At 27.5% G+C, this 25,350-nt stretch carries 18 protein-coding genes; 1 reads left to right on the forward strand and 17 read right to left on the reverse strand.

Annotation, left to right across the window (positions count from 1 at the left end):
- The first annotated feature begins 70 nt into the window (after positions 1-70).
- A complete protein-coding gene (locus I4U89_RS08435) occupies positions 71-1,081 on the forward strand; it encodes an LCP family protein (RefSeq protein WP_243279175.1) in 1,011 nt (336 codons plus the stop codon).
- Between the two features lie 116 nt (positions 1,082-1,197).
- On the opposite strand, the gene I4U89_RS08440 is transcribed toward I4U89_RS08435, so the two are convergent.
- From I4U89_RS08440 to I4U89_RS08520, 17 genes are all read right to left on the reverse strand, one after another.
- The gene (locus I4U89_RS08440) at positions 1,198-3,285 is read right to left on the reverse strand and encodes a family 10 glycosylhydrolase (RefSeq protein ID WP_195939930.1); all 2,088 of its coding nucleotides are present in this window, start codon (positions 3,283-3,285) and stop codon (positions 1,198-1,200) included.
- 260 nt (positions 3,286-3,545) lie between these two features.
- The gene (locus I4U89_RS08445) at positions 3,546-4,562 is read right to left on the reverse strand and encodes a C40 family peptidase (protein WP_195939931.1); all 1,017 of its coding nucleotides are present in this window, start codon (positions 4,560-4,562) and stop codon (positions 3,546-3,548) included.
- A gap of 85 nt (positions 4,563-4,647) precedes the next feature.
- Entirely contained in the window at positions 4,648-6,099 is a 1,452-nt protein-coding gene (locus I4U89_RS08450) for a polysaccharide biosynthesis protein (protein WP_330615545.1), read from the reverse strand.
- 141 nt (positions 6,100-6,240) lie between these two features.
- Positions 6,241-7,329 carry a glycosyltransferase family 4 protein gene (locus tag I4U89_RS08455; RefSeq protein WP_195939933.1) on the reverse strand — a complete coding sequence of 363 codons (1,089 nt, stop codon included), beginning with the start codon at positions 7,327-7,329 and terminating at the stop codon, positions 6,241-6,243.
- A 45-nt stretch (positions 7,330-7,374) separates the two neighbouring features.
- Positions 7,375-8,670, reverse strand: coding sequence for a UDP-glucose dehydrogenase family protein (locus I4U89_RS08460; protein WP_195939934.1), 1,296 nt, complete (start codon positions 8,668-8,670; stop codon positions 7,375-7,377).
- Between the two features lie 99 nt (positions 8,671-8,769).
- On the reverse strand, positions 8,770-9,522 hold the full coding sequence (locus I4U89_RS08465; RefSeq protein ID WP_195939935.1) for a glycosyltransferase family 2 protein: 753 nt from the start codon (positions 9,520-9,522) through the stop codon (positions 8,770-8,772).
- 60 nt (positions 9,523-9,582) lie between these two features.
- Positions 9,583-10,332, reverse strand: a complete 750-nt coding sequence (locus tag I4U89_RS08470; RefSeq protein WP_195939936.1) for a glycosyltransferase family 2 protein — start codon at positions 10,330-10,332, stop codon at positions 9,583-9,585.
- 24 nt (positions 10,333-10,356) lie between these two features.
- Positions 10,357-11,535, reverse strand: coding sequence for a CDP-glycerol glycerophosphotransferase family protein (locus I4U89_RS08475; RefSeq protein WP_195939937.1), 1,179 nt, complete (start codon positions 11,533-11,535; stop codon positions 10,357-10,359).
- Between the two features lie 13 nt (positions 11,536-11,548).
- On the reverse strand, positions 11,549-12,388 hold the full coding sequence (locus I4U89_RS08480) for a glycosyltransferase family 2 protein (protein ID WP_195939938.1): 840 nt from the start codon (positions 12,386-12,388) through the stop codon (positions 11,549-11,551).
- On the reverse strand, positions 12,388-13,542 hold the full coding sequence (locus I4U89_RS08485; protein WP_195939939.1) for a polysaccharide polymerase: 1,155 nt from the start codon (positions 13,540-13,542) through the stop codon (positions 12,388-12,390). The genes I4U89_RS08480 and I4U89_RS08485 overlap by 1 nt, the downstream gene beginning before the upstream one ends.
- A 2-nt stretch (positions 13,543-13,544) precedes the next feature.
- Entirely contained in the window at positions 13,545-14,279 is a 735-nt protein-coding gene (locus tag I4U89_RS08490) for a glycosyltransferase (RefSeq protein WP_195939940.1), read from the reverse strand.
- A gap of 102 nt (positions 14,280-14,381) precedes the next feature.
- Positions 14,382-15,938, reverse strand: coding sequence for a murein biosynthesis integral membrane protein MurJ (gene murJ / locus I4U89_RS08495; protein ID WP_195939941.1), 1,557 nt, complete (start codon positions 15,936-15,938; stop codon positions 14,382-14,384).
- Positions 15,939-15,954: 16 nt separating this feature from the next.
- Entirely contained in the window at positions 15,955-17,007 is a 1,053-nt protein-coding gene (locus tag I4U89_RS08500; RefSeq protein ID WP_195939942.1) for a cell wall-binding repeat-containing protein, read from the reverse strand.
- Between the two features lie 93 nt (positions 17,008-17,100).
- Complete coding sequence (locus tag I4U89_RS08505) at positions 17,101-17,754, reverse strand: sugar transferase (protein ID WP_442971118.1); 654 nt, start codon at positions 17,752-17,754, stop codon at positions 17,101-17,103.
- A gap of 197 nt (positions 17,755-17,951) precedes the next feature.
- Positions 17,952-19,919, reverse strand: coding sequence for an N-acetylmuramoyl-L-alanine amidase (locus I4U89_RS08510; RefSeq protein ID WP_195939944.1), 1,968 nt, complete (start codon positions 19,917-19,919; stop codon positions 17,952-17,954).
- 504 nt (positions 19,920-20,423) lie between these two features.
- Complete coding sequence (secA, locus tag I4U89_RS08515; RefSeq protein ID WP_195939945.1) at positions 20,424-22,766, reverse strand: preprotein translocase subunit SecA; 2,343 nt, start codon at positions 22,764-22,766, stop codon at positions 20,424-20,426.
- A gap of 332 nt (positions 22,767-23,098) precedes the next feature.
- Positions 23,099-24,742: an EAL domain-containing protein gene (locus tag I4U89_RS08520; RefSeq protein ID WP_195939946.1), complete on the reverse strand. Its 1,644-nt coding sequence runs from the start codon at positions 24,740-24,742 to the stop codon at positions 23,099-23,101.
- Positions 24,743-25,350 lie beyond the last annotated feature (608 nt).

Consider the following 25,350-nt stretch of genomic DNA (forward strand, 5'->3'; position numbering starts at 1 on the left):
TTGAATATATTGCTATACTTTAATATAATAAGTATATTGTTGGAAAATGATAAAGAAAGAAGGGATTATTTTGTCGAGAAAGAAGAATAAAAAAAGGCTTTCACCTTTGGCAAAGTTCGTTATATTCTTGGCTGTACTAGTTGTTGCTTTTCCTTTAGCAGCCTTTGGATATCTATACTTTAAGCTGAATAGTATTCATGATTCTAGTGTAAACTCAGATATATTGAACAACAATCAATATAAAAATGAAAAAGGAATTACTAACATACTATTAATAGGTACTGATGAAAGACCTGGTGAGAAAACATCAAGATCTGATACTATGATGATACTTACTATTGATAACAAGAATAAGAGTTTAAAACTTACATCACTAGCTCGTGACGCATATGTTGATATTCCTGGACATGGAAAACAAAAACTTACACATGCTTATGCATATGGAAAAGAAAGTTTACTTATAGAAACTATTGAGAAAAACTTCGAAGTGGATATTCAAGACTATGCTACTGTTAACTTCTATTCATTTATGGATATAGTTGATGCTTTAGGTGGCGTTGAAGTAGATGTTAAAGAAAATGAAATCAAAGAAATGAATAAATTTATACCAGAAACTTATAAGTGGGATAATAATCCTAATAAAGGCGAAATTAAGTATATAGAACATGCTGGTAACCAAAAACTTAATGGATATCAATTACTTTCTTACTCTCGTATAAGAAAGAATGACTCTGCTTTTGAAAGAGATAGAAGACAAAGAAATGTTATACAAGGTCTAATAAACGGAGTTAAGAATTTACCTGTAACTAAATATCCTGAGTTATTAAATACTATACTTCCTTATATTAAAACTAATATGAGTCCTACTGAAATAATAGGCTTAGGTACTAAAGTTTTAAGTATGGGTAATTTAGATTTAAAGCAAATGGAATTCCCTATAGATGATGGTGTTCACAGTACAGGTCATATTATAAGTCATCAAACTGGATGGGTACTTGAATTTACTCCAGATAGTTTAGATATATTACATGACTTTATCTTCAAGGATATAATGCCTAAAGATAATCCTAATATGAAATAGATTTTTAATAAAAAAAACACCCTATAAGCTTTTATAGGGTGTTTTTCTTATAATCATACAAATAAAAGAGTTATTCTATTTAAATAGAATAACTCTTTTTTATTAATAATCTAATATTATTTAACTAAATTTACTACATTATTAAAGGCAGTATTATTTATTCCCCCACCTATTTTATGTATACTTTGTGTATTTTTTACACCTAATACAGTCTTTTGAGTTTCACTAATAGTATCTCCTAATATAACAATAGGAGAATTAAGCTTTGCAGCTAATGGTCCTGCTGTTAGTGCATCTACTAGTGGGTTACTCTTTGTTACTAATAATGAATTGTATTTATTTTGAGGATAAAACTTTCCTATTATCTTTGCATTAGTTTCTTGTCTATCATCACCAGATATTCTGTTATTTAATACATTATTTGAAGTTATTTTATTTACTTGTTTTATAACTTCATCAGATAATACAGTTTTTCCTCCTACAAAGTAAGCCTCCTGTATACCTTGTGATTTTAGCCAATTATATACATTTTCGCTTAAGCTATCTTTTCCAGATAATATTATAGGTTGTTTATCTATACCAGCTTGTGATGCTATAGATAGTGCATCTACTTCACCATATCCACCTGCTAAATATACCTTATTTATATCAACTTTTTCTGATATTTTTTTAGCTATTTGAAGAGATGTTTCATATCTATCTGTTCCTCCTATTCTAGTTAATGATACACTTGGTAATATATATTTTAATTCATTCATTGCTTTATTACTTACAGAACCTTCTCCACCTATAACTATTACATTACTTGGATTTAATCTTTTGATTTCATCTTTTGTAGAACTTGGTATACCATCTTTTTGAACTAGTAATATTGGAGCATCATTTACTGATGCAAGTGGCGTAGCTGTTACTCCATCTACTACTGAATTACCATTTGTAAGTATTACAGTTTTTGCGCCTTCTTTCCATCCTTCTTGGCTTATTTTACACGCTGTTTCGTATCTATCTTCTCCTTTAAGTTCTGTTATTTTTATATTATTTACATAAAGGTCTTTCATGTCACTTTGAAGTTTAGAATTTTTTACTATATCACGTGCTGAGAAGTACATACTTCCTTTTATATCACTGTATTGTCTATTTAAATTTATTTGTTCTTTAATTTCTCCTGCTATATCTTGGCTTGGATAACTTCCTGTACCATTTTTATATACACCTTGTCCTATGTATAAATCTACATCATATCCTCTTACTTCATTTGACCACCATCTAACTAATTTTGAATAATCAGCTGCAGAATATCCTATTGGCCAATAAAGTTGAGGAACTACGTAATCTACTAGGCCTTGTCTTATCCAAGTTCTAGTATCTGCAAAATCATCTGAATAACTTTCTGCTCCTCTTGTATCTGAACCTGTTGGATCATTATCTTTATTTCTCCATATACCTTTTGGACTTACTCCAAACTCTACATTTGGCTTTATTTCTTTTATAGAAGTTTTAACTTCTTTTAATAAAGTATTTACATTTTCTCTTCTCCAGTCCTCTATACTTTGTCCTGGCTTTTTATATTTATTATAAGTGTCACTATCATCTATACCACTTCTATAGAAGTAATCATCAAAGTGAACAGCATCTATATTGTAATTTCTTACAACCTCATTAACAGAGTCAACTATATGCTTTCTAACTTCAGGCATACCTGGATTATATATAAGTGCTTCATTACTTCCATTTTTACACTTAAGTACCCAGTCTGGATGTAATCTAGCTGGATGATTACTTGCTAATTTACTTAAATCTATACCACTAGTTGTTACTCTATATGGATTAAACCATGCATGAAATTCCATACCTCTTTTATGTGCCTCATCTATTAAAAATGGTAATGGATCATAACCTGGGTCTTTACCTTGAGTGCCTGTTAAGTATTCTGACCAAGGGTTTATATTTGATTTATAAATAGCATCTGCCTTTGGTCTAACTTGAACTACTACTGTGTTTATTCCCACAGATTTTAACTTATCTAATAATTCTATGTACTCTCTTTTTTGAGCTGCTTCATTGTTTTTACTACTAGGCCAATCCATGTTGTAAACTGTTGATATCCAAGCTGCTCTCATCTCTTTTCCATTTGCTGATACATTGACAGTTGATGCTGATAGTATCATTAAAAAAGATACTATAAATGCTTTTAATTTTTTCATTTTTTCCCCCTATTATATAAAATCCAAATTTTAAACTTAATTTATAGTATATAGAAACACATTTACTCAGTCAATTTATATACTATATTGTAAAAATTTCCATTATCTTAAAATTTATTTGATATCTATATTCTAATAAATATTTTGATATCTTATTTTTACTAAAAAAGAGTATTCTATCAAAGCTTTAGCCCTAATAAAATACCCTAATAATTTTTTACTAGTATCTTTAGTTAATATAAGTTTATTTTTATTATGCTCTATAATACAGCTCTTGCTGTAAAGTAGTTTTTCGCATAATATCCAGAGCTTATACTATCTATTCTAACATTCTGACCTGGCTTAGGAGAATGTATCATTTTCGAATTTCCTATATATATACCAACATGATTTATAGTCTTTCCATTTGATGCAAAGAATACTAAATCACCTGGCTTTAAATTAGCTTTACTAACGTATCTTCCAACAGTCCCTTGAGATTTAGATGTTCTAGGTAATTTTACGCCTGCTGCATTTTTGTATACATATGATGTTAATCCTGAACAGTCAAAGCTACTTGGACCTTCTGCACCCCATACATATGGCTTTCCTAATTGCTTATGTGCTAAATCTACTATTTTCTTAGATTTATTATTATTTGTTACTTGATTATTTTGATTATTATTTTGGTTGTTTTGGTTACTACTTGCTTCTTGTATTTTTACATAAGATCCACTTACCCAACCTACTTGGCCGTTTGAAGTTTTTACTTTGTACCAGCCATTGCTGTGTTTTTCTTGTATATAAACACTATTTCCTGAGTATACCTTTGTTATAATAGAATTTGATGCTCCTGGTCCTGTTCTTACATTTAATGAATCACAGTTATATACTACTCCATTTTTATTTATAGCTTGAGTAGGCTGACTACTAGCTACACTACTACCTTGGTTGTTATTTGATGCTAATCTTATATAAGCACCACTAACCCAACCTACTTGACCATTTGGAGTCTTTATTTTATACCATCCATTGCTATTTTTCTCTTGTATCTCAACAGTATTTCCTGAGTATACCTTTGTTATAATAGAATTTGATGTTCCTGGCCCTTTTCTTACGTTTAATGAACCACAATTGTATACTGTTCCTTTTTGTATAGTACTTTTTATATATGATTGGCTTGATGCTGTGTCAGCATAAGCTTCTTGATTATTAGCAGTTATAAGTAAGCTACCTGAAAGTATCATCATACTTGTAGCTTTTGTTATCAGATTTCTCTTCTCTTTTCTTATTCCCATAATTCACCCCTCATTACTTTTATAAATTAATTGTATCACTATTTTACATTTTTTTCAAATATTTGGTAACAAATTTGTTACTTTTTTATAATACATTTACTTCTTCTGGATTTTTATATGTTGATACTAGCTCTTTCATAGCCTCTTCTAAACCATCTTCATCTTCTTCTTTAACTAAATTATAAAGCTTGTCCAATCCTTCAAATAGCTGCATTGTATCAAATTCTATTCTACTTCCTATAAATATTTTTTTATGTCTTGTATCACTTAATCCTTCTTCTTCTAGTAAAAGTTCTTCATATAACTTTTCGCCTGGTCTTAATCCTGTAAACTTTATTTCAATATCTACATCTGGTTCTAGTCCACTAAGCTTTATTAAGTTTTTAGCAAGGTCCAATATTTTAACTTGTTCTCCCATATCAAGTACAAATATTTCCCCTCCTTTTGCCATACCACCTGCTTGTATAACAAGACCCACTGCTTCTTCTATTGTCATAAAGTATCTTATTATTTCTGGATGAGTTACAGTAACCGGCCCACCTTCTTCTATTTGTTTTTTGAATAATGGTATAACACTTCCATTACTTCCTAATACATTTCCAAATCTAACTGCAACAAACTCTGTATCACTTTTTTCATCTAGAGTTTGTATTATCATCTCAGCAGCTCTTTTTGTAGCGCCCATAATATTAGTTGGGTTTACTGCTTTATCTGTAGATATTAGTAAAAATCTCTTAACATTATATTTACTAGCAAGCATAGCTACATTTAAAGTACCAAATATATTATTTTTTATAGCTTCTCCTTTGCTAAATTCCATTAAAGGAACATGCTTATGTGCTGCTGCATGGAATACTACATTTGGTCTATACTTTTCAAATATTTTTTCCATTCTTTTTTCTTCTCTTACAGATGCTACTATTGCTTTTACTTTTAAGGTGTCTCCATAAGCTCTTAGTAGCTCTTGTTGTATATTGTATAGGTTATTTTCGTATATATCTACTATTATAAGTTCTTTAGGTCTTAAACGAGATATTTGTCTACAAAGCTCTGAACCTATTGAACCTCCCCCTCCTGTAACTAATACAGTACTATCTTGTATATATTGACCCATTATCTTAAAATCTACTTCTATAGGTGTTCTTCCTAATAAATCTGTTATATCTACATCCCTAACTTGCTTTATATCAACTTTTCCATCTATTATTTCATAAATCCCCGGTATTGTTTTTATTTTACATTCTGTATTTTTACAGATGTTCATTATTTCTTTTTTCTCTTTTTTTGGTATATTTGCTATTGAAAATATAATTTCATCTATATTGTATTCTTCTATAACTTTATCTATATCATCCCTTGTTCCAACTATTTCTATATTATTAATCTTTTTGCCTATTTTAGATAAATCATCATCTATTATTGCTATAGCCTTTTTATTTAATTGTGGATTTCTTTCTAGTTCATGTATTACCATCTCACCAGCACATCCTCCACCAATAACTAAGACTCTTGACATATTATCTTTTGATAAATTCATACTGCTCAAATAAATCCCCTCCATACTACAAATTTTGCAAAGAAATTACAAAATAAGGCTTAGCCCCCTATAAACAAAGTTTATTTAAGACTAAGCCACTAACTATGCTTATTATATCATTAATAATAAAAAATGTATAATTTATTTAGATTTATTTAATATATTCTCATATATCTTAGCTATATCTCCAAAGTTTAGATTTATTTCGTAGTTATTTTTTACAAACTCACGGCCTTCTTTTCCCATCTTTATTCTTAAATCTTCATCATTCATAAACTTTATTATAGCTTCTTTTATTTGTGTAGGGTTTTTAGGCTCAACTATAAATCCTGTTTTATTGTTGTCTAATGATTCAGGGTGACCCCCTACATTAGTAACTATTACAGGAACTTCACAAGCTTGAGATTCTATAGCTGCAACCCCAAAGCCTTCTCTTAATGATGGAAATACTGTAACATCAAAAGATGAGAAAGTCTTAGCAATATTATCAGGTGCTATTCTTCCTAAAAACTCTACGTCATTTTCTAAATTTAGTTCTTTAGTTAAGCTTACTAGGTTTTCTTTATTTTTTCCTGAGCCACCTATTTTTAAAGCCATCTTTTTATTTGGATATTCGTCTTTTAATTCTTTAAATGCTTTTATAAGGTATTCTATTCCATACTTTTTCTCAAGACTTTTTATTATTCCTATTGTAAATGTGTCATCTTTTTTAACGTCTATAGGCTTAAATCTATCCATGTCTACACCAAAGAAAGTTACATCTACATGTTTATTTGTGTATTTATTTGCTTCCTTTGCCATATCTCTACTATTTGAGAATATATAATCGCATTTTCTAAAATTATGCTTTATAATTTGCTTTTGTATTATTCCATTGTTAGGGAAATCATATATATCTGTTCCCCATACAGATATTATGTATGGATGATATCCTAAAAAACTTCCTATAAATCCATAACTACTTGCATATTGCGCATGTAGTATATCTGGCTTTATCTCATGTACAAGCTTTTTAATTTCACCTATATATTTTATGTATCCTGATTTTTTGAATATACTTTCATTTCTTAATTCTTCTACATTAGCGCTAAAGTCATGTACCTTAACCCCATCTATTTTTCCACCATTTAAGGATATAACATGTATATTATATCCTCTTGTTTTAAAGTAATCACACCATTTAATAGTGTGTGGATTTGACCCATCTGCTAAGTAACATATAGTTTTCATATTATTTACCTTTCTTGATTTATACTAATATTTGAATATCTCTACTTAACGACCTATAGAGTAGTATTCTATACCTAAGCTTTTCATATCTTCCATTTTGTAGCAATTTCTTCCATCAAGTATTAAAGGTTTATTCATTTTTTCTTTGTATTTAGATATATCATAATTTAGAATATCTTTCCATTCAGTCATTATAAAACAAACATCTGCTTCTTCTATTGTTTCATCTATATTTGTAGAATAAGATATATTATCTTTAAATATCTTCTTAGCATTTTCTATACCAACAGGGTCATAAGCTGTTATTTTAGCACCTCTTTCTAATAAATATTCAATATTTACTATAGATGGTGCTTCTCTTAAATCATCTGTTCCTGGCTTAAATGTAAGACCTAATACAGCTACCTTTAGATTTTCAAAGTTATCAATTAACTCTGCTGATTTTTTTACTAACCTAAGTTTTTGAGCTTCATTTACTTCTATTGCAGCTTTAACAGTTTTTAGCTCATATCCGTTATGAGTAGATAGCCAGTGTAGTGCTTTTGTATCCTTAGGAAAACAAGAACCACCATATCCTATACCAGCTTTTAAGAACTTATCTCCTATTCTTTCATCTAGGCTCATTCCTTTAGCTACATCTTCTATATTTGCTCCTACTATTTCACAAAGGTTAGCTATATCGTTCATAAAAGATATTTTAAGTGCTAAAAAGTCATTAGATGCATATTTTATCATTTCCGCACTATTTCTATTAGTGACTACTATTGGTTGATTAAATGGAGTATATACACTTTCTAATATATCTTTAGCCCAATCACTTTCTACACCTATTACTATTCTAGATGCATGTAAAGTATCTCTTACAGCAGTTCCTTGCGCTAAAAACTCAGGATTTGATGCTACTTCTACCTTTACATTGTTTTTTAAGTTATTTTTTATAAACTTTTCTATTTTTTCATTAGTCCCTATTGGAACTGTAGATTTTATAACTACTAAAGTATCTTTTTTTATTGAGTTTGCAATTTGTTTAGATACCTTTTTTATATAATCTAAATTTGCAGATCCATCTCTTCTTTCTGGAGTTCCAACTGCTATCATTATTACATCGGCATCTTTATATGCTTCTTTGTAGTTAGTAGTATAATCTATTTTTCCATCTTTATAATTTTTCTTCATTAAATCTTCTAAGTCCTTTTCATATATTGGTGCTATACCTGACTTCATAAGATTTACCTTTTTTTCATCAACATCAACACATACTACATTCTCATGTCCTACTTCAGCTAGACATACTCCTGTCACTAAACCAACATATCCTGTTCCAGCTATTGCAATTTTCATGACTTTCTCCTCCAAAATATATATAAAATTTCCTTCGCTTAAGTTTTGTTTAAGGGAGGAAAATTTCAAATTTCTTTATAAATATAATTTGTGTATATTTTATAATCTTTTCCTAATTGCATTAATTACATAAAAACAAAATACATAAGAACTTTTAAGTACACTTAATTTTTCTACGTTTCTATAAGTATTCCATGTTCTTTTAAGTGCTTTTATCTTGTTACTTGATAAAGAATCTCCCACTAGTCTATAGTTTACTAAATCTTTTTCTATACCATAAGCATAATCTTGTGTTTTAAGTATTTGTAACCAAGTTGCCGTATCTTGACCTCTTCTTACTAATGGCATACTAAACTCTCCAACTATTTCTTTATCTATAACTACAGTTGAACATCCTATTATTGTATTTTTTAATAATCCTCTGTAGTTTATTTTTTTAGGCGCCTTTGCAACCTTTTTTGTTAATCTCCCGTCTTCTTTCATATATCTATATGATGTAAATGTAAACCCTAATTTATTTTCTAACATATATTCTATTTGTATTTTTAATTTCTCTGGTTGCCATATATCATCACTATCTACAAATGCAATAAATCTTCCTTTTGCATTTTTTATTCCTGTATTTCTTGATACAGATGCTCCTGAGTTTTTCTCAAGCTTTATATACCTTATTCTATCATCTTTAGCTTGAAATTCTTTTATCATATCAGCAGATCCATCTTTTGAACAATCATCAACTAATACAAGTTCCCAATTCTTATATGTTTGGTTTTGTATCGATTTTATTGTATCACCTAGAAATCTTTCTGCATTATATACAGGAGTTATTATCGATACTAATGCTTCATTCATAATTTATTTCTCCTCATATACTACATATATTATTTTTTTAAATATAATCTAATAAACACCCTAGCTTTTTTTGATTCCATTTATACTATAATTCACAAAGTAGTATATTGATTTATATAGTGGTATCTTTTCTATGTTTCTATATATATTCCAAGTCCACATAGCTGATTTTATCTTGTTTCCACTAAGAGAAGTCAATGATTTTCTATATTGTGCCAATACCTCATCTAATCCATAAGCTATATATCCTCTTTTTAATATTGATAACCATAATACATAGTCTTCATGTCTAACACCACTCATTTTTATATCAAAATTTAATTTGGATTTATCTATTACAACTGTTAGGCAACCTAATACATTACCTTTTAATAGTGTTTTATAATCCACACTTTTAGGAACCCCAACAACTTTATTTAGTTTTTGATTCTCTTCATTTATAAGCTCATATGAAGTAAAAGATATTGCACAATTTTTTTCTTTCATAAATCTTATTTGTTTTTCTAGTTTAGTTATTTCCCATATATCATCACTATCTAAGAACGCTATATACCTACCGCTTGCATTTTTTAAGGCTACATTTCTAGCATTAGATACACCTTTATTTTCACTTACTCTTATATATTTTATTCTTTCATCTTTTTTAGTATAAGATTTTACTATTTCAGGTGATTCATCTTTAGAACAATCATCTACTATTATCATTTCCCAATCTTCATAGGTTTGTTTTAAAACAGATTCTATCGTATTTCTAATAAATTTTCCAGAATTATACATGGGAGTAATTATAGATACTAAATTTTCTTTCATATTACCGTCCTCATTATTTTTATATTATTTATTCAACTTTTTTAATATGCACTCGTAAATTCTACTACAGTTGTTATTGTCATTATATCTGAAAAACTTTTTTCTTGCATCTTTTTGACTTTCCTTAACTTTAAATCCACTTTCTATTAATTTTGTTAATTCCTCAACTGCTTCGCCTTTGTTATAAGCTACCGAACCAAACATTTCATTATCTAAATCTATATATGAATCTACTTCTTTTTTGTATTTTTCTACATCAAACTGATAGAAAAGTATTGGTCTATCCATATACATAAAATCTATTGCTACTCCTGAATAGTCCGTTATATTTGCTATTGAAGATGTTATTTCATCTGCTACAGTAACATCTTTATCTAAAAATATTATTCTCTTTCCTGTTATATTTTCTTTTATGTCGTCTATAAACTCATGCATTAAATGATGCATATAAAACTTTATATTTACATTGTTTTTTTCTAATACATTATTTAATTTTTCATCATTTAAAAATAGCATTATATTTTTAAAGTATTCACTATCTGTAAATTTGCCAGAATTAAACTTTATCCAATCTCTCCATGTAGGCATGTATAAAATATCTTTTGTTTTGGCTTTTTCATTTAGTGGTAGATTGTCATGTCTTGCACTTCCTACTATACAAACAGCATCTTCATCCATTCCCCACTCATTAACCATAATGTCTTTTTCAAATTGTGATATTGTTGTTGCCATATTATAACTTTTCATTAAATCATCTATTATCTTCTTAAACTTAGCATTCATTGGCTTTCTCTTTTTAAAACTTATAGATCCATGATTTAAGAATACCTTAAATGTTTTTTTATGAAACCTATTTAGTATTGGAACTGCAAAATTATATGGAGCAATATCAGCTGAAGGAGCATGTGAAAATATTATTACTTGAGCATTGTAGTAGTGTAAATAATTCTCTATACTTCCTTTATTTAATGTTTTTCCCGGTATCTTACTTTTAGCTTTACTATCTTCGTTTATAACCCAATATATATCTATTTCCTTATGATTTTTTAGTATATATTCATAAAGAAACTTTGAATTATCATCGTATATATCTCCTGCATGTCCACCTACTAGCCAAATATTTTTATCTTTAAAGCTAGACTTTTTAAATGGATATATTATAGCAGCTAAGACCATATTTAATAATGTCTTTATTTTATTCATAAACTTGTCCTCACTATAATTTATATTGCCTAAATCCTTCTATTCTTCCCTTGATTGTTGCATCATGGTAGTCTCTATCTTTATTTAATACTAAACCACCAATATTTCTTATTATCTTATAACCCATAACTTTTATAAATTTATAGTTTTTTCTATACACTATTTCTTTTTTACAAAGTGCTCCAAATCCTCTACCATAATTGAAATCTCTTTTATACTTTTCTTTTGATTTAGAGTGTTTTTTAGCTGGATGGAATATTATATTTTGTCCAAAATATCTTCCCTTGTATCCTTTACTTATTAAGTCTAGTACATAATCTATTTCTTCTCCAGAACCAAACTCTCCACCTACACCAAGTTTTTCATCAAATTTTGTATAATCATCTTCTTTAAAGTTTATAAAGAATGTTATAGATGTTAAAGTATCCATTATATTTGTACTCGTTATTTCACATTCACCATCATACATTTTTTTAAAATAGTCAACTTTGTTAAAGTCCATAGTTTTACAACTATATAATCTATATTCTTTATTTTCTTCAAAGAATTTTATTACCTTTTCTAAAGTATCATCTTCATAAACACAGTCATCATCAGGGAATCCTATGATTTGCCCTTTTGCCATATCTATCCCTATATTTCTATTTAAACTTAATCCTGGTTTATCGCTCTTAACATACTTTATATCAAGATCATTAGTGTAATTATCTACTATTTCCTTTACCTTATCATTATCATTTTGATCTATTACTATTAGTTCAAATTTTTTGTACGTTTGTCTTTTTAAGCTGTCCATTAATAAATATATTTCGTCATATCTATTTATTGTTGGCATTATTAATGATACTAACATTATGATTTCCTCCTTAACATTTTGTATATATCTATTTGATTTTTATCCATTAACATAAACTCTTTCATTAAAAGTACCATTGGGAAACTAAAGGCTGCTTCTAATAAAATATTTTCTGCAAAAGAATATATTAAAAATATTACAACTACTGTTAAATATGCTTTTTTATCTTTTTCAATAAAACTACCTATTCCTTTATATAAAATATACATAAATAATATCAATGATATTAATCCTAAAACACAAACTATATATATATATGAACTATCTAAAGGATTTAAAGACTTAATAGTTGAATTATATGTATTCCCAAAAGGTTTTAGTAAATTTCCTGCTTGAGCTAAGTATACATGCCAATATTTAGGTCTACTTGCCAATAGCCTGTTAGCCATATAATTATCATAGAAGAAGTATCCTATAATAACACTTATTACTGTTATAATTATTGGCGAAATTTTTGCTAATATTTTTAATGGTTTTATATTCTTTATATCCATGAATCTTATTATTTCAACAAATATTAAACCTGCAAATATAGTATATGCTCCAGTTCTACTATACGTAGTTTCATATATAAAATAAGTTGATGCAAATAATATAACTCTATCTACCATATTATATTTTTTAAATCTTAAAAATATATATGACGCATAAATAGTTACCATATGATAGAATATTGCATTAGGGTTTCCTAAGCCATAATCCATTCTAACTGCTAATGAATCTGTTTTTGCTATATATCTATAATGTATTTCTTTATTAAATTCCAACCATGGAAATAAATTAAACACAAGTAAGGCAATAACTAAAAATATACCTGATATTATTAGATAATTTTTTATCACATATTTATCATCTAAATTTTTTACCACTGTAGCTAACAATACAATAAGTAATATTGCACCTTCCCTATTTAGTAAGTACAATATACAACATGATCCAACTAAAAGCAGTTCTGACATACTCTTTTTTCTTTCAGTTATAAAGAGTAATCCTAATATACCTATAGAGGCATAAAATAAAAGAGATTTTACTATATTCATGTTTATTTCTGGGCTTACAAAGGATATAATATATTTTCTAGATATAATCATAAATAAAACTAAAGTAAAAGCTATTTTTCTTATATCTACTTTCTTTAATAAGTTATCCATAATTATTTTCTCCTTTTTATGCTTAGTAAGGAATTACTTACAAGTATTTTTGCGCATTTAACAACCTTCTCTATCCCTCTCATATGTTTGGTTTCTAAGAAATAGTCTCTCTTTTTGACCCAACTTTTTCCCCACCAATGTATTCCATAAGTATTTTCTTTTATACATTCATAATAGAAATCTTCTCTGTAGCTAAATGGATAGAAATATTCTCTATCGTATACAGTTATTCCATCTTCATAATGATTTTTATCTATTTTTTTATAATTATTTTCTATTATATAAGTTATTACTTTTGGTATAGTATAAAATGGTGCACTAAGTATGTCACTTTCGTAAAAATCTAACATTTGTTTAAATACTTTATGACCTGGTTTTGCACCTATTATACCTGCACTTATATGTTTTTCATCTTCATATCCAAAGAATACATCCTGTTTATCTAAAAGTGGCGTTATATCTTTTAAAATTTGCATATCTGTATCCATGTAGACACCACCTTGTTCATAAAGAACCTTTATCCTAATATAATCAGATATAAATGCCCACATTTTTTTTTGATAACATACTTCTAAGAATTTTTTTCCTTTTATTTCTTTTTCTATATCAAAATTATGCTCATTCCATTCTATTATTTCATATTCTGGAAGTTTTTCTCTCCATGAATTTATACATATGTTCTCTATATTTCCCTTTGGGCCACCTATCCAAACGTAGTGAATTTTTTTTGGTATCAATTACGTCACTCCTTTTATATACTAAAATTTAGCTGCTTCAAAATAAAAATATAATTTTTCATTTCGAAACAGCTTATTTAAAATTCATTGAATCAAATAAAATTATCTTTTATTTTTGATTATTTTATTTTTTGCCTTTTTTATTATATCCATAGCTAAGTTAACTTCATCAACTTTAAATATTACTATAAGTAATGCATATATTAATGCCCCTATTAGTACAGATATAGAAACGGCTATTATTTCTTCTATTTTACTAGACCCTATTATTGAGTATAGATTTGTGTAAGAAATAACTGTTACCACTCCCATTATTATTGATGCTATTAAACTCTTAAGTCCAGTTTTAATTATTTTATCTCCACCAAAGTATCCTTGTTTTCTCTTTAGAGATATAAATAATAACATAACTGTTAATATAGATGATATACTAGTTGAAAGAGCTAACCCTGCATATCCAATTACATTTATAAGAGCAAAGTTAAGAATTATATTTATTATTAAAGCTATACTTCCATTTATCATTGGTGTTTTTGTGTCCGATAAAGAATAGAAAGTTCTATTTAATACATCCCTTACTGCTACTGCTATAAGTCCTATTGAATAAAGTCTTAAAGCTACTGCTGTCATATGTGTTGATTCTACATCAAACTGACCTCTTTGGAATAATATTCTGACTATCGGTTCTGCAAGTACTATAGCTCCTACTGCTATCGGTAGTACAATTAGTATTATACTATTTGAAGTTTTTACAATTGTATTTCTAAATCCTTCTTTATCATCTGAGTTAGATAGTTTAGAAAGTTTTGGATATATTACGGTTATTATTGATGCTACAAAAAGCGCCATTACGAAATCATTTAACCTAGATGCAAAGTTTAGTGCTGATACTGGTCCATCACCTAAAGTTGTTGCCAATGCTCTATCTACAGCTATGTTTAACTGAGATATTGATGAACTTATAAGCATTGGTAAAACTAGAATCGACAATTCCTTTATGTGTTGATCCTTTAAATTAAAATACTTACTATACTTAAATGATTTTTTGAATGCAAATGGTATTTGGAAAATCATCTGACTTGCCATTGCAATTACAGCTCCAATTGCAAGGAACTTAAAATCTGTAAATGCACTTATTATTATAGATATTATTATTATTATGTTATACGGTGTCCCTATTAATGCTGGTACGGTAAAACTATCATTAGCTTGTAAATAAGAACTTAATAGTTTACTTACACTTAAGAATAATACACCTGGCATCATAATTTTGGTAAATGTTACTGCTGTATTAAATTTATCTCCTTCAAATCCTCCTGCAAGAATATCAATAAATTCTTTAGTAAATATAAGACCAAATATAGCTATTATAATAGCCATAACAGCACAAATATTTAGCATATTATTGGTGAATTTTAGAGCTTCATTTTCTCCTAAATTTTCTTTTATTTCAATATATTTAGGAATATATATTGTTGCTACTACTGACCCTATAACTGCTATTATTAGACCAGGTATGTTTAGTGTTACTAAAAACACATCTGCATGTGAACTTGTTCCATAAAAATTGGCTAATACTATTTCTCTAAAGAAACCTAGTACTTTTGAAAGCATAGTACCAACCATAATCCAAAGTGTCGATTTTGCTACATTTGACATTTTTTTCTCCTCATTTCTAAATAGCTATCTTCATTCCTCTTACAATAATAATGATTATTACAACTAATAAAATCATAGCTTTTATAAAACTAGAACTTCTGAACGTATTCCATATACTGTATTGCCCTACTTCTTGGCCTACTTCTATTATCTCAGTTACATTTTTTTCTATAAATCTTTCTTGATTATGACTAAAATTTTCATTACATATTAATATAGGAATATTCTGCTTAGCTGCTGCTGCAGGAAGTGATAAGTACTGACTTATATCTCCTTTATTCCCATAACTTATATTGATAGTATATATAGTATCTAAGTTTTTGCCTTTATATAAATCTGTTATGTATTTTGTATTAGTATCATATGGATTTATTTCTTTTATTAATTTAACACTTTTTATTCCTTCTTTTGCGTAGTATTTAAATCTTTCTCCATCTCCAACTGCATATACATTTTTAAATTTCTTATTTTTAATGTATTTTATGATTGGATCTAGATTATTATCGTCACCCCAAAGTATAGGAATATTATTCTTACAAGCAAAATCACTTATTGCTATGCTATTTTCAATACCTGCTGTTGAGCTTATTATTATTACTTCATCTGATTTTTTCTTGCTTTCTTTTTCTATTTCATTAGCTATCTTAATTGCAGTTTCATATCTATCTGCTCCATATATACGATTTGTTTCTATTCCTAATTTATTTAATTTCACTTCTACAGTTTTAGATACATTTTTTAATCCACCTATAATTGTTATTTTCTTAATCCCCGAATCTTTTATATATTTAGTAGTCTTGGAATCTATGCTTTTCCATTCTGTAGTTATTATAGGTGCATTCTTTAAATATGCCAACGGAGTAGCACTAATAGAATCTATATCAGATTCATCATTTATAAGTATTGCTTCATCAGACTTTCTGAATGCATCTTTATTTATTTGTGTGGATATTTCTTCACTACTACCTCTTATATTTCTAACTTTATATTTATCATTGGCATAAATATTAGACACTGTAGTAGCTATTGTTATTCCCACCAGTAAAGCAATAACTCTATTTTTTTTCATATCCTATATCATATCCTTTACTTTATTTTGATTACAATTAAAAAAGGCTCTTTTAATTACAAGAGCCTTTTTAATAATCTAAACTTTTCAAAATTATCTAGCTCCATCACCTGTTAGTACGACCTTAACAGTTTTAAGAAGTATTTTCATATCTAGTAGTATGCTTCTATTTCTTATATAGTATAAATCTTCTACCAACTTTTCTTCTGGAGTAATATCGTAACCACCATTTACTTGAGCCCATCCTGTAAGACCAGGTTTTATCGCTAATCTATTTATAAATCCAGGAATGTACTCGTTAAACTCAATAGTAAAAGATGGTCTTTCAGGTCTTGGACCTATTATACTCATATCACCTTTAAGTATGTTAAATAGTTGAGGTATTTCATCAATTCTAGTTTTTCTGATGAAACGTCCAACTTTAGTGATTCTTGGATCGTCTTTCTCCGCCCATTGAGCACCAAATTTTTCGGCATCAGTTCTCATTGATCTTAATTTATATATATAAAATCTCTTACCACCTTTGCCCATTCTTTCTTGCTTATAAGTCATTGGCCCTTTATCCTCTAACTTTATAAGGATCCCAAATATGATCATTATAGGCACACCTACTAGTAATCCAATTAAAGATAGTACTATATCTAAACTTCTTTGATATACGCTAAATAATACTGAACCTTTAACTATGCTGTAATCGATATCGTTGAATAATTGCTCTTTTTCACTATTATAAGTAGTTACATTCATTTCATTTCCCTCACTAGTATAATCATCCATATATTATGCCTCCATATATTGTTATTTTGCATAAAATATAATTCGACTCATTTTTATATTATACTCAATATTTTGTAGTTAATCAATAAAATAAATGCTTATTAGTTCAAATTATTCTTGATATTTCAATACTTTTGCTTATTTTCTTAAATTTTTCGACTAATTTTTTACTTTAAAGTTTGTTCTATTCCTTTACCTATTTGAACACCTAAAGTCTTTCTTTTTTCTAATGTATTTAATTTAGATAAATCACTAGAGTTATCTAAGAATGCACTTTCAACTATTACAGCTGGTGCATCAGTTCTTCTTATTACAGAATAGTAATCTTCACCACTATTAGTTGTTCTAGTTTTTACTCCTCTGTTTTTAAAGTCAAACTTGCTTAATATACTATTTAATATATTAGTTGCTAGTGTTTTACTAGTTCCACCATTTCTGTCTTTGTATTTGTAGTAAACTTCTGAACCACTTGCTTGCCCATTAAAAGAGTTAAAGTGAACACTTACAAATAAATCTGCACCCATTGCATTTGATATGCTAGATCTTTCTGCTAGTGTTATATATTTATCAGTATCTCTTGTTAGAACTACATTAACATTTTTTGATCTTAGATATTCTGTTGTTGATAATGATGTATCTAACGTATAATCTTTTTCTAAGTTACTAGTTCCTGGGTCACTTCCACCATGACCTGGGTCGACAACTACAGTTTTACTACCAGCATTATGAGGTGATAGTCTATAAGCTATATCATCTATAACACTTTGTCTCATTCCATCCCCTATTTGATAAACCATATCTGCATTTTTAGCATCTAAGTTTGATTCATGGTATTTTGATAAATAAGTTTGTGGAGTTATAAGTACTGGTGAACCTAATTTTACTCCAAGTGGTCCTGCTACTAATGCATCTGTAAGCTTATCAGATCTTGCTACTAACATAGCATCTAAATTTGTTTGTGGATAGAATTTTGCTATAACTTTTGCATTAGTTTCATTTCTATCTGCACCATATACTCTATTTTTATATACACTTTGTCCACTAGATACATTAGTTATATCTGCCATTTGATCTATAACTTTAGTATCTAATGTTTCTGGTCCACCTATAAAGTAAGAATTTTTTAATCCTTCATGTTTTAGCCAATTGTAAGTAGCAGTTGGAACTTTGTATTTTTCTGTTAATATTACTGGTTGTTTATCTTGACCTGCTTTTGTTGCTATAGATACAGCATCTATATCTCCTTTAAATCCTTCTGCTAAATAAACTGTTTGAACATCGTAATAATTATCCATAGATTGTGCTATTTTTAAAGATGTATCATGTCTATCTATCCCACCAATACGACTAACCTTAGCATTGTTTATTCCTGCTAATTGATTTTGTACTGATGTTGTTATAGTATTTGTACCACCTACTATTATTATTTCACTTGGGTTTAAACGCTTTATTTCATTTTTTATAACATCTGGTATATAATTTTGACCAACTGTTAATATTGGTGCATTGTGTACTGCAGCAAGTGGTGTTGCAGTTATACCATCAGCTACTTTATCTCCATTTATTACAACTAACTTATTGCTTCCATTTTTCCATCCTTCTTGACTTATCTTAGTCGCTGTTTCAAAATTATCACTACCTACAAGCTTTTTAACAGGTGATGAAGTTCTTTGTATATAGTTTGCCATGCTAGGTAAATCTGATACTATATATTCTTGAGTTATTTTGTAATCGTCTAAGTTTAATCCCATTTCTTTTAATTTAGACTTATCTAAAGTTTGTGCATTTTCATCGCTATTTACTACTATATTTTCAATTTGCCAAACATTTAAATATTCTGGGTCTATATTGAAATTTATAGTTCCTTCATAAGATTTAGTTTGTGGATTGTAATTTAATGTTGTACTTAAAGTTTGGTCATAACATAAATAATTTAAAGTTATGCTATTTGCTTTTAAGTCTTCTTTAAAAGATATGCTTATCTTTGAAGTGTCTCCATATATAACACTTCTTTTTTCTAAGTTTATATTTATATCTGAACTGTTAATATTAGTTTCGTTAGCAAAAGCCATTGTTGGCACAGCTAACATAGTTGCCATTATTCCTGTTGACAACATCTTTCTTCTCTTCTTCATTAATATTCCTCCAAATTCACTTAATTAATATTCTCTCCAAATTTTGTAAAGCAAAAATTCTCCAAATTTTACTCAATATTTAATATTATATCATAACAACGTTGAAATTTACAATTTTTTACACACTTTCACCAACTTATCAAACTTTCAAATTTGCTCAATTTTCTTTCTAATTAATTATATATTTATAAATTTTTATAATCATATATTTATATTAATAAAAATAATATCATTAATAAATTAATTTATTTAAGCAATTTATATAATGATATTTTGTTACATTTTTGTAATTATTTAACATAAATATTTACTTATTCACTCGACTTTTAAAATAAGTTATAGTATAATTGTCTTAGGAAGAAAGAAATTTCTAACATCTCTTTTTTCCGTATTTCTCACATAAAAGAGGTCATAGACTTAGTCTATGACCTCTTTACTTTTATAATATTAATAAATAAAATTCCCTTAATATATAAAAAATTATATCTTAAGGGAATTATCAAATTAATTAAATTTATATAAATATTTTACAGTTTCAATTCTTATAGTTCTATTTAAATCTTCAAACATTTCATATCCTTGAATAGTGTATTCTTTAACAGGGTCTTTTTGACCAATAGCTGAAAGTCCTATAACTTGTCTTAACTGATCCATTGTGTCTATATGTTCTATCCAGTTAGTATCCACTACCTCCAATAATACTTTTCTTTCTAATTCTTTAAGCTTATCTGGTCCTATCATTATTTTCTTTAAGTCATAAACTCTCTTAGATAAATCATAAGTATATTCAATAGTTTCTTCAACTGTCATTTTGTCCATACCTGGTATCATTAAAGATTCTTTTGGCATAAAACTAGCATTTAAACTATTTAAGAATCCATAGTAATCCTTTTGATGTCTTAAATATCTTTGTGCAGTTTCTTCTATTATTCCTTTTACCATCTTTTGTATTGATTCACTTAAATCATCTTTATCTAAAACTTTATTTCTTTCAGAATATATTACTTTTCTTTGCTCATTTATAACATCATCGTATTTTATAACATTCTTTCTTATTTCAAAGTTTTTACCTTCTATTCCTCTTTGAGCTCTTTCTACTGCTTTAGATAAGCTCTTTCCTTCTAATGAACCATCTTCATTTGGAGTAATTTTTTTAGCTATTTTTTCTATACTTCTTCCACCATATAGTTTTATAACTTCATCTTCTAAACTAACAAAGAATCTTGAAGTACCTGGGTCTCCTTGACGACCAGAACGTCCTCTTAATTGATTGTCTATTCTTCTTGTTTCATGTCTTTCTGTACCTATTACATAAAGACCTCCAAGTTCTTTAACCTTAACTTCTTCTTCTTTGTCTTCTGCTCCTAGAGATATATCTGTACCACGACCTGCCATGTTTGTAGCTATTGTAACTGCATTTAATTTACCTGCATTTTTAACTATCTCAGCTTCTTTTTCATGATTTTTAGCATTTAATACTTCATGTTTTATACCTTTTTTCTTAAGTAAAGAAGATAGATATTCTGATTTATCTATTGAAACAGTACCAACTAATACAGGTTGACCAGTTTTATGTATTCTTTCTATTTCATTAACTACTGCATTATATTTATCTTCTTCTGTCTTAAATACTAAGTCATTTAAGTCAGCTCTAAGAATTGGTTTGTTTGTAGGTATTGTAACAACATTCATATTGTATGTTGATTCAAACTCACCTTCTTCTGTTTTTGCAGTACCAGTCATTCCTGAAAGTTTTTTATACATTCTAAAGAAGTTTTGGAATGTTACTGTTGCTAGTGTTTTTGATTCTCTTTTTATCTCAACACCTTCTTTAGCCTCTATTGCTTGATGAAGACCTTCTGAATATCTTCTTCCATCCATTATTCTTCCAGTAAATTCATCAACTATCATTATTTCATTATCTCTAACTACATAATCAACATCTTTATCCATTAACTTATGAGCTCTTAGTGCTTGATTTATATGGTGATATATTTCTATATTTTCTATATTAGTTAAGTTTTCTATACCAAAAAACTTTTCAGCCTTGGTCATACCACTGTCACTAAGTGATATAGTGTTGTCTTTTTCTTCTATTTCATAATCTTCTTCTATTAAAGTCTTAACAAAAGCATTTGCTAAGTCATATAACTTATTACTTTCATCTCCAGTACCAGATATTATAAGTGGTGTTCTAGCTTCATCTATAAGTATAGAATCCACTTCATCTATAATAGTAAAGTTTAATTCTCTTTGTACTTTTTCTTCATTATTTGTTACCATATTATCTCTTAGATAATCAAATCCATACTCATTATTAGTACCATATGTTATGTCACAATTATACTGTGCTTTTCTTTCTGATGGATCTTGGTTTGCAAGTATAACCCCTACACTCATACCTAAAAACTCATACACAGGTTGCATGATTTCTTTATCACGCTTAGCAAGATAATCATTTACAGTAATTACGTGTACCCCTTTGCCTTCTAGAGCATTTAAATATACTGGTGCAACTGCAACTAATGTTTTACCTTCTCCTGTTCTCATCTCAGCTATTTTACCTTGGTGAAGAACTATCCCACCTATTAGCTGAACTCTATATTGACGCATACCTAAAACTCTCTTTGATGCCTCACGACACACTGCAAAAGCCTCTACTAATATATCATCTAATGTTTCGCCTAATTTTAACCTTTCCTTGAATTCTTTAGTTTTTCCCTTTAATTGTTCATCACTTAAACCTATCATACTTTCTTCAAGGCTATCTATTTGATCTATAATTTTATTTAATGATTTTATTTCATTTTCATCAGCTTTACTGACTAATCTATCTAAAATTGACATATATTTTTACTGCCTCCCCTAATATTCAATAGAATTCGTCTAGTTACATACATTTTTAGCACTAGTTTGTTTAATTTACAACCTTATTATACCATATATCCCCAAATTACTTAATATAAGTAAAAACTATTAATTATATATCTCATTTTATTTTTTAATAATTTTTATATTATATATTTTAGTTTTTATATAGACATATAAGTTTAGGTAGTATATAATGTAAATACTTGAAAAATTTAAAACATCTCTTTTTTCAAGTATTTCTCACACTGAAAAGGAGCTGACTTTTGTCAGCTCCTTTTCGATTTATATTGTTGTTTCATTAACTTTTTTTATTTACTTATTTTAATCAACTCTATATCCTCTTTTCTCTGAGGCTTTGCATAAAAATATCCTTGTATAAATATATTATCATTGTCTATATTCTTTATAATATCTACTTGTTCTTTATTTTCAACACCTTCTAATACTATACTTTTGTTATATTGCTTGCATATCTTACTTAAAAACATTATAACCTCATGATTAAATTCGTTATTTTCAACCTCATCTATAAAATATTTATCTATTTTAATCATGTCAAAGTTAAATTTAGATAAAATATCTAGATTTGAGTATTTAACACCAAAGTCATCAGTAGCTATTTTTATATTTTTACTTTGTAAAAACTCCATACCTTTTTTTACTTCTTTTAAATTCTCTGATTCTATATTCTCAACAACTTCAAATATAATTTTTTTATTCTCAAAATTTTCATCCATTTCAATTATAGAATTAACTGTTTGTAAGAATTTTTCGCTCTTTATCTCATTAAAAGATATGTTCATAGAAATATAGAACTTTTCATCCTTTAGATTTGTGTTTAATTTAAACCACTCATAATCTCTTAATATAACTTTAAATACCCATATTGCTAAATCTTCAGTCATATTACTATTTTCAATATCATTTATAAAAAAGTGCGGCGATACTATTTTACCTTCAGGACTTATATATCTAATTAAAGCTTCAAAACCTACAATTTTATTATTTTTAGAACTAAATATTGGTTGATAATAAACTATATATCTATCTTTTATTAAATTATCTTTTATTTTTTTTCTTAGTTTATTTTTCTTTTTAGCTGGTATTATATATTTTATTAATATAAATAATATAAATATTGAGAATATGATATATAATAAAACTTCTCTATTTGTAATTTTATTATGAAAATATTTAAAATATATCTTTTCTAATTCCTCTTTCTCTTCTTCAGTATAATTATCTATAGTGTTATCAATTTTATCTATAATCCATCTATTATCCTTTGACGCTGTTATATATACAGGACCTGGTAAAAACTGCTGGATTTCGTTGTACTTATCAAGTTTATTTTCGTCTGATGGGGAAATTGTTGCCACTACAGATTTGTCATCTAACTTTTGTAATGCTTCTTTATAATCATTTACCCATATAGGTATAGGATTTATATTATATAATTGTAAGCAATCTAATAACAATTGTGATCCATATTCTTTTTTTATAAAAGCAACCTTTTTTTTGTCTAGAGATTTTATATCTCCAAGTTCAGAATCTTTATCAGTGTAAATTGATATTCTCTCTACTCCAATATAATTTTTAGAATAAATAAACTTATCTTTTCTTTCCTTCGTATACTGAAGGTTCATCATAATATCTATTTTACCTTCTTCTAAATCTTTGATTAATGAAGATATCTCTCCTTTTACGTATTCAATCTTTATCTTTTTATCACTAGTATTATTTTTATTAATGTCATTAATAATCTTATCTAAAATCTCTTTATAATACCATTCAACTTCTCCATCTTTAATATAAAAATATGGTTCATAATCATATATTCCTAACTTTATAGTTATATATTCTTCATTGGCATATGAAATACTGTAATTTAGTATAATTATTGCAAGTACTACATTTACTATTAATATTTTATAAAGCTTATTTTTTCTCACACCTAATTCTCCCCTCTAAGTTTAAAAATACTACTTTATAATTAAGTTCCTTACATTTTAAATCTAATACTATTTTCTATTTTACATTTTTAGTTATATAACTTTTTATTAATCTCAATTCAATATCATTTTATTATTCAAATATTTTCAATTAATTTAATTTAGCATTTAAATGATTTTATCTATATATTTATATATGCTTTTCTACAAAATTTCAACACATTTTTTATATTATTTGTATGTTTTAGTATCTTTCTTGCCTTTATGCACGTTCTATTTTTTACATTGTTTATCCAAAAAAGGATGACCTTTAAAACCACCCTTTTACTACCCTTCATTATATTTTTTTTACTTGCTCTTTATTTCAAAAAAACTCAAAAACAATTTTTTTATAGTTAAAATCATTGTCAGCATCAATTGCATAATTAACTTTTTCCAAAAGTTCTTTGATCCTTATCTCATTGAATTATCAATAGATTTATATAAATTCATATTGAAAATGCCACTACATACACTTATAAAACTTTAGCATTTATATCCCACATATTATGTGAAAAAGCATAGACATTTTTATCTATGCTCTTTGTTTTTTAGCTTTTTAAAGTAAG

The sequence above is a fragment of the Romboutsia sp. 1001713B170131_170501_G6 genome (assembly GCF_015668195.1).
In the GTDB taxonomy this organism is placed as follows: domain Bacteria; phylum Bacillota; class Clostridia; order Peptostreptococcales; family Peptostreptococcaceae; genus Romboutsia_C.

Excerpts from the sequence above, each read along its gene's own strand:
- I4U89_RS08440 (WP_195939930.1), bottom strand. The coding sequence starts at position 3,285 with ATGAAAAAATTAAAAGCATTTATAGTATCTTTTTTAATGATACTATCA.
- I4U89_RS08445 (WP_195939931.1), bottom strand. The coding sequence starts at position 4,562 with ATGGGAATAAGAAAAGAGAAGAGAAATCTGATAACAAAAGCTACAAGT.
- I4U89_RS08450 (WP_330615545.1), bottom strand. The coding sequence starts at position 6,099 with ATGAATTTATCAAAAGATAATATGTCAAGAGTCTTAGTTATTGGTGGA.
- I4U89_RS08455 (WP_195939933.1), bottom strand. The coding sequence starts at position 7,329 with ATGAAAACTATATGTTACTTAGCAGATGGGTCAAATCCACACACTATT.
- I4U89_RS08460 (WP_195939934.1), bottom strand. The coding sequence starts at position 8,670 with ATGAAAATTGCAATAGCTGGAACAGGATATGTTGGTTTAGTGACAGGA.
- I4U89_RS08465 (WP_195939935.1), bottom strand. The coding sequence starts at position 9,522 with ATGAATGAAGCATTAGTATCGATAATAACTCCTGTATATAATGCAGAA.
- I4U89_RS08470 (WP_195939936.1), bottom strand. The coding sequence starts at position 10,332 with ATGAAAGAAAATTTAGTATCTATAATTACTCCCATGTATAATTCTGGA.
- I4U89_RS08475 (WP_195939937.1), bottom strand. The coding sequence starts at position 11,535 with ATGAATAAAATAAAGACATTATTAAATATGGTCTTAGCTGCTATAATA.
- I4U89_RS08480 (WP_195939938.1), bottom strand. The coding sequence starts at position 12,388 with ATGTTAGTATCATTAATAATGCCAACAATAAATAGATATGACGAAATA.
- I4U89_RS08485 (WP_195939939.1), bottom strand. The coding sequence starts at position 13,542 with ATGGATAACTTATTAAAGAAAGTAGATATAAGAAAAATAGCTTTTACT.
- murJ (WP_195939941.1), bottom strand. The coding sequence starts at position 15,938 with ATGTCAAATGTAGCAAAATCGACACTTTGGATTATGGTTGGTACTATG.
- I4U89_RS08500 (WP_195939942.1), bottom strand. The coding sequence starts at position 17,007 with ATGAAAAAAAATAGAGTTATTGCTTTACTGGTGGGAATAACAATAGCT.
- I4U89_RS08505 (WP_442971118.1), bottom strand. The coding sequence starts at position 17,754 with ATGAATGTAACTACTTATAATAGTGAAAAAGAGCAATTATTCAACGAT.
- I4U89_RS08510 (WP_195939944.1), bottom strand. The coding sequence starts at position 19,919 with ATGAAGAAGAGAAGAAAGATGTTGTCAACAGGAATAATGGCAACTATG.
- secA (WP_195939945.1), bottom strand. The coding sequence starts at position 22,766 with ATGTCAATTTTAGATAGATTAGTCAGTAAAGCTGATGAAAATGAAATA.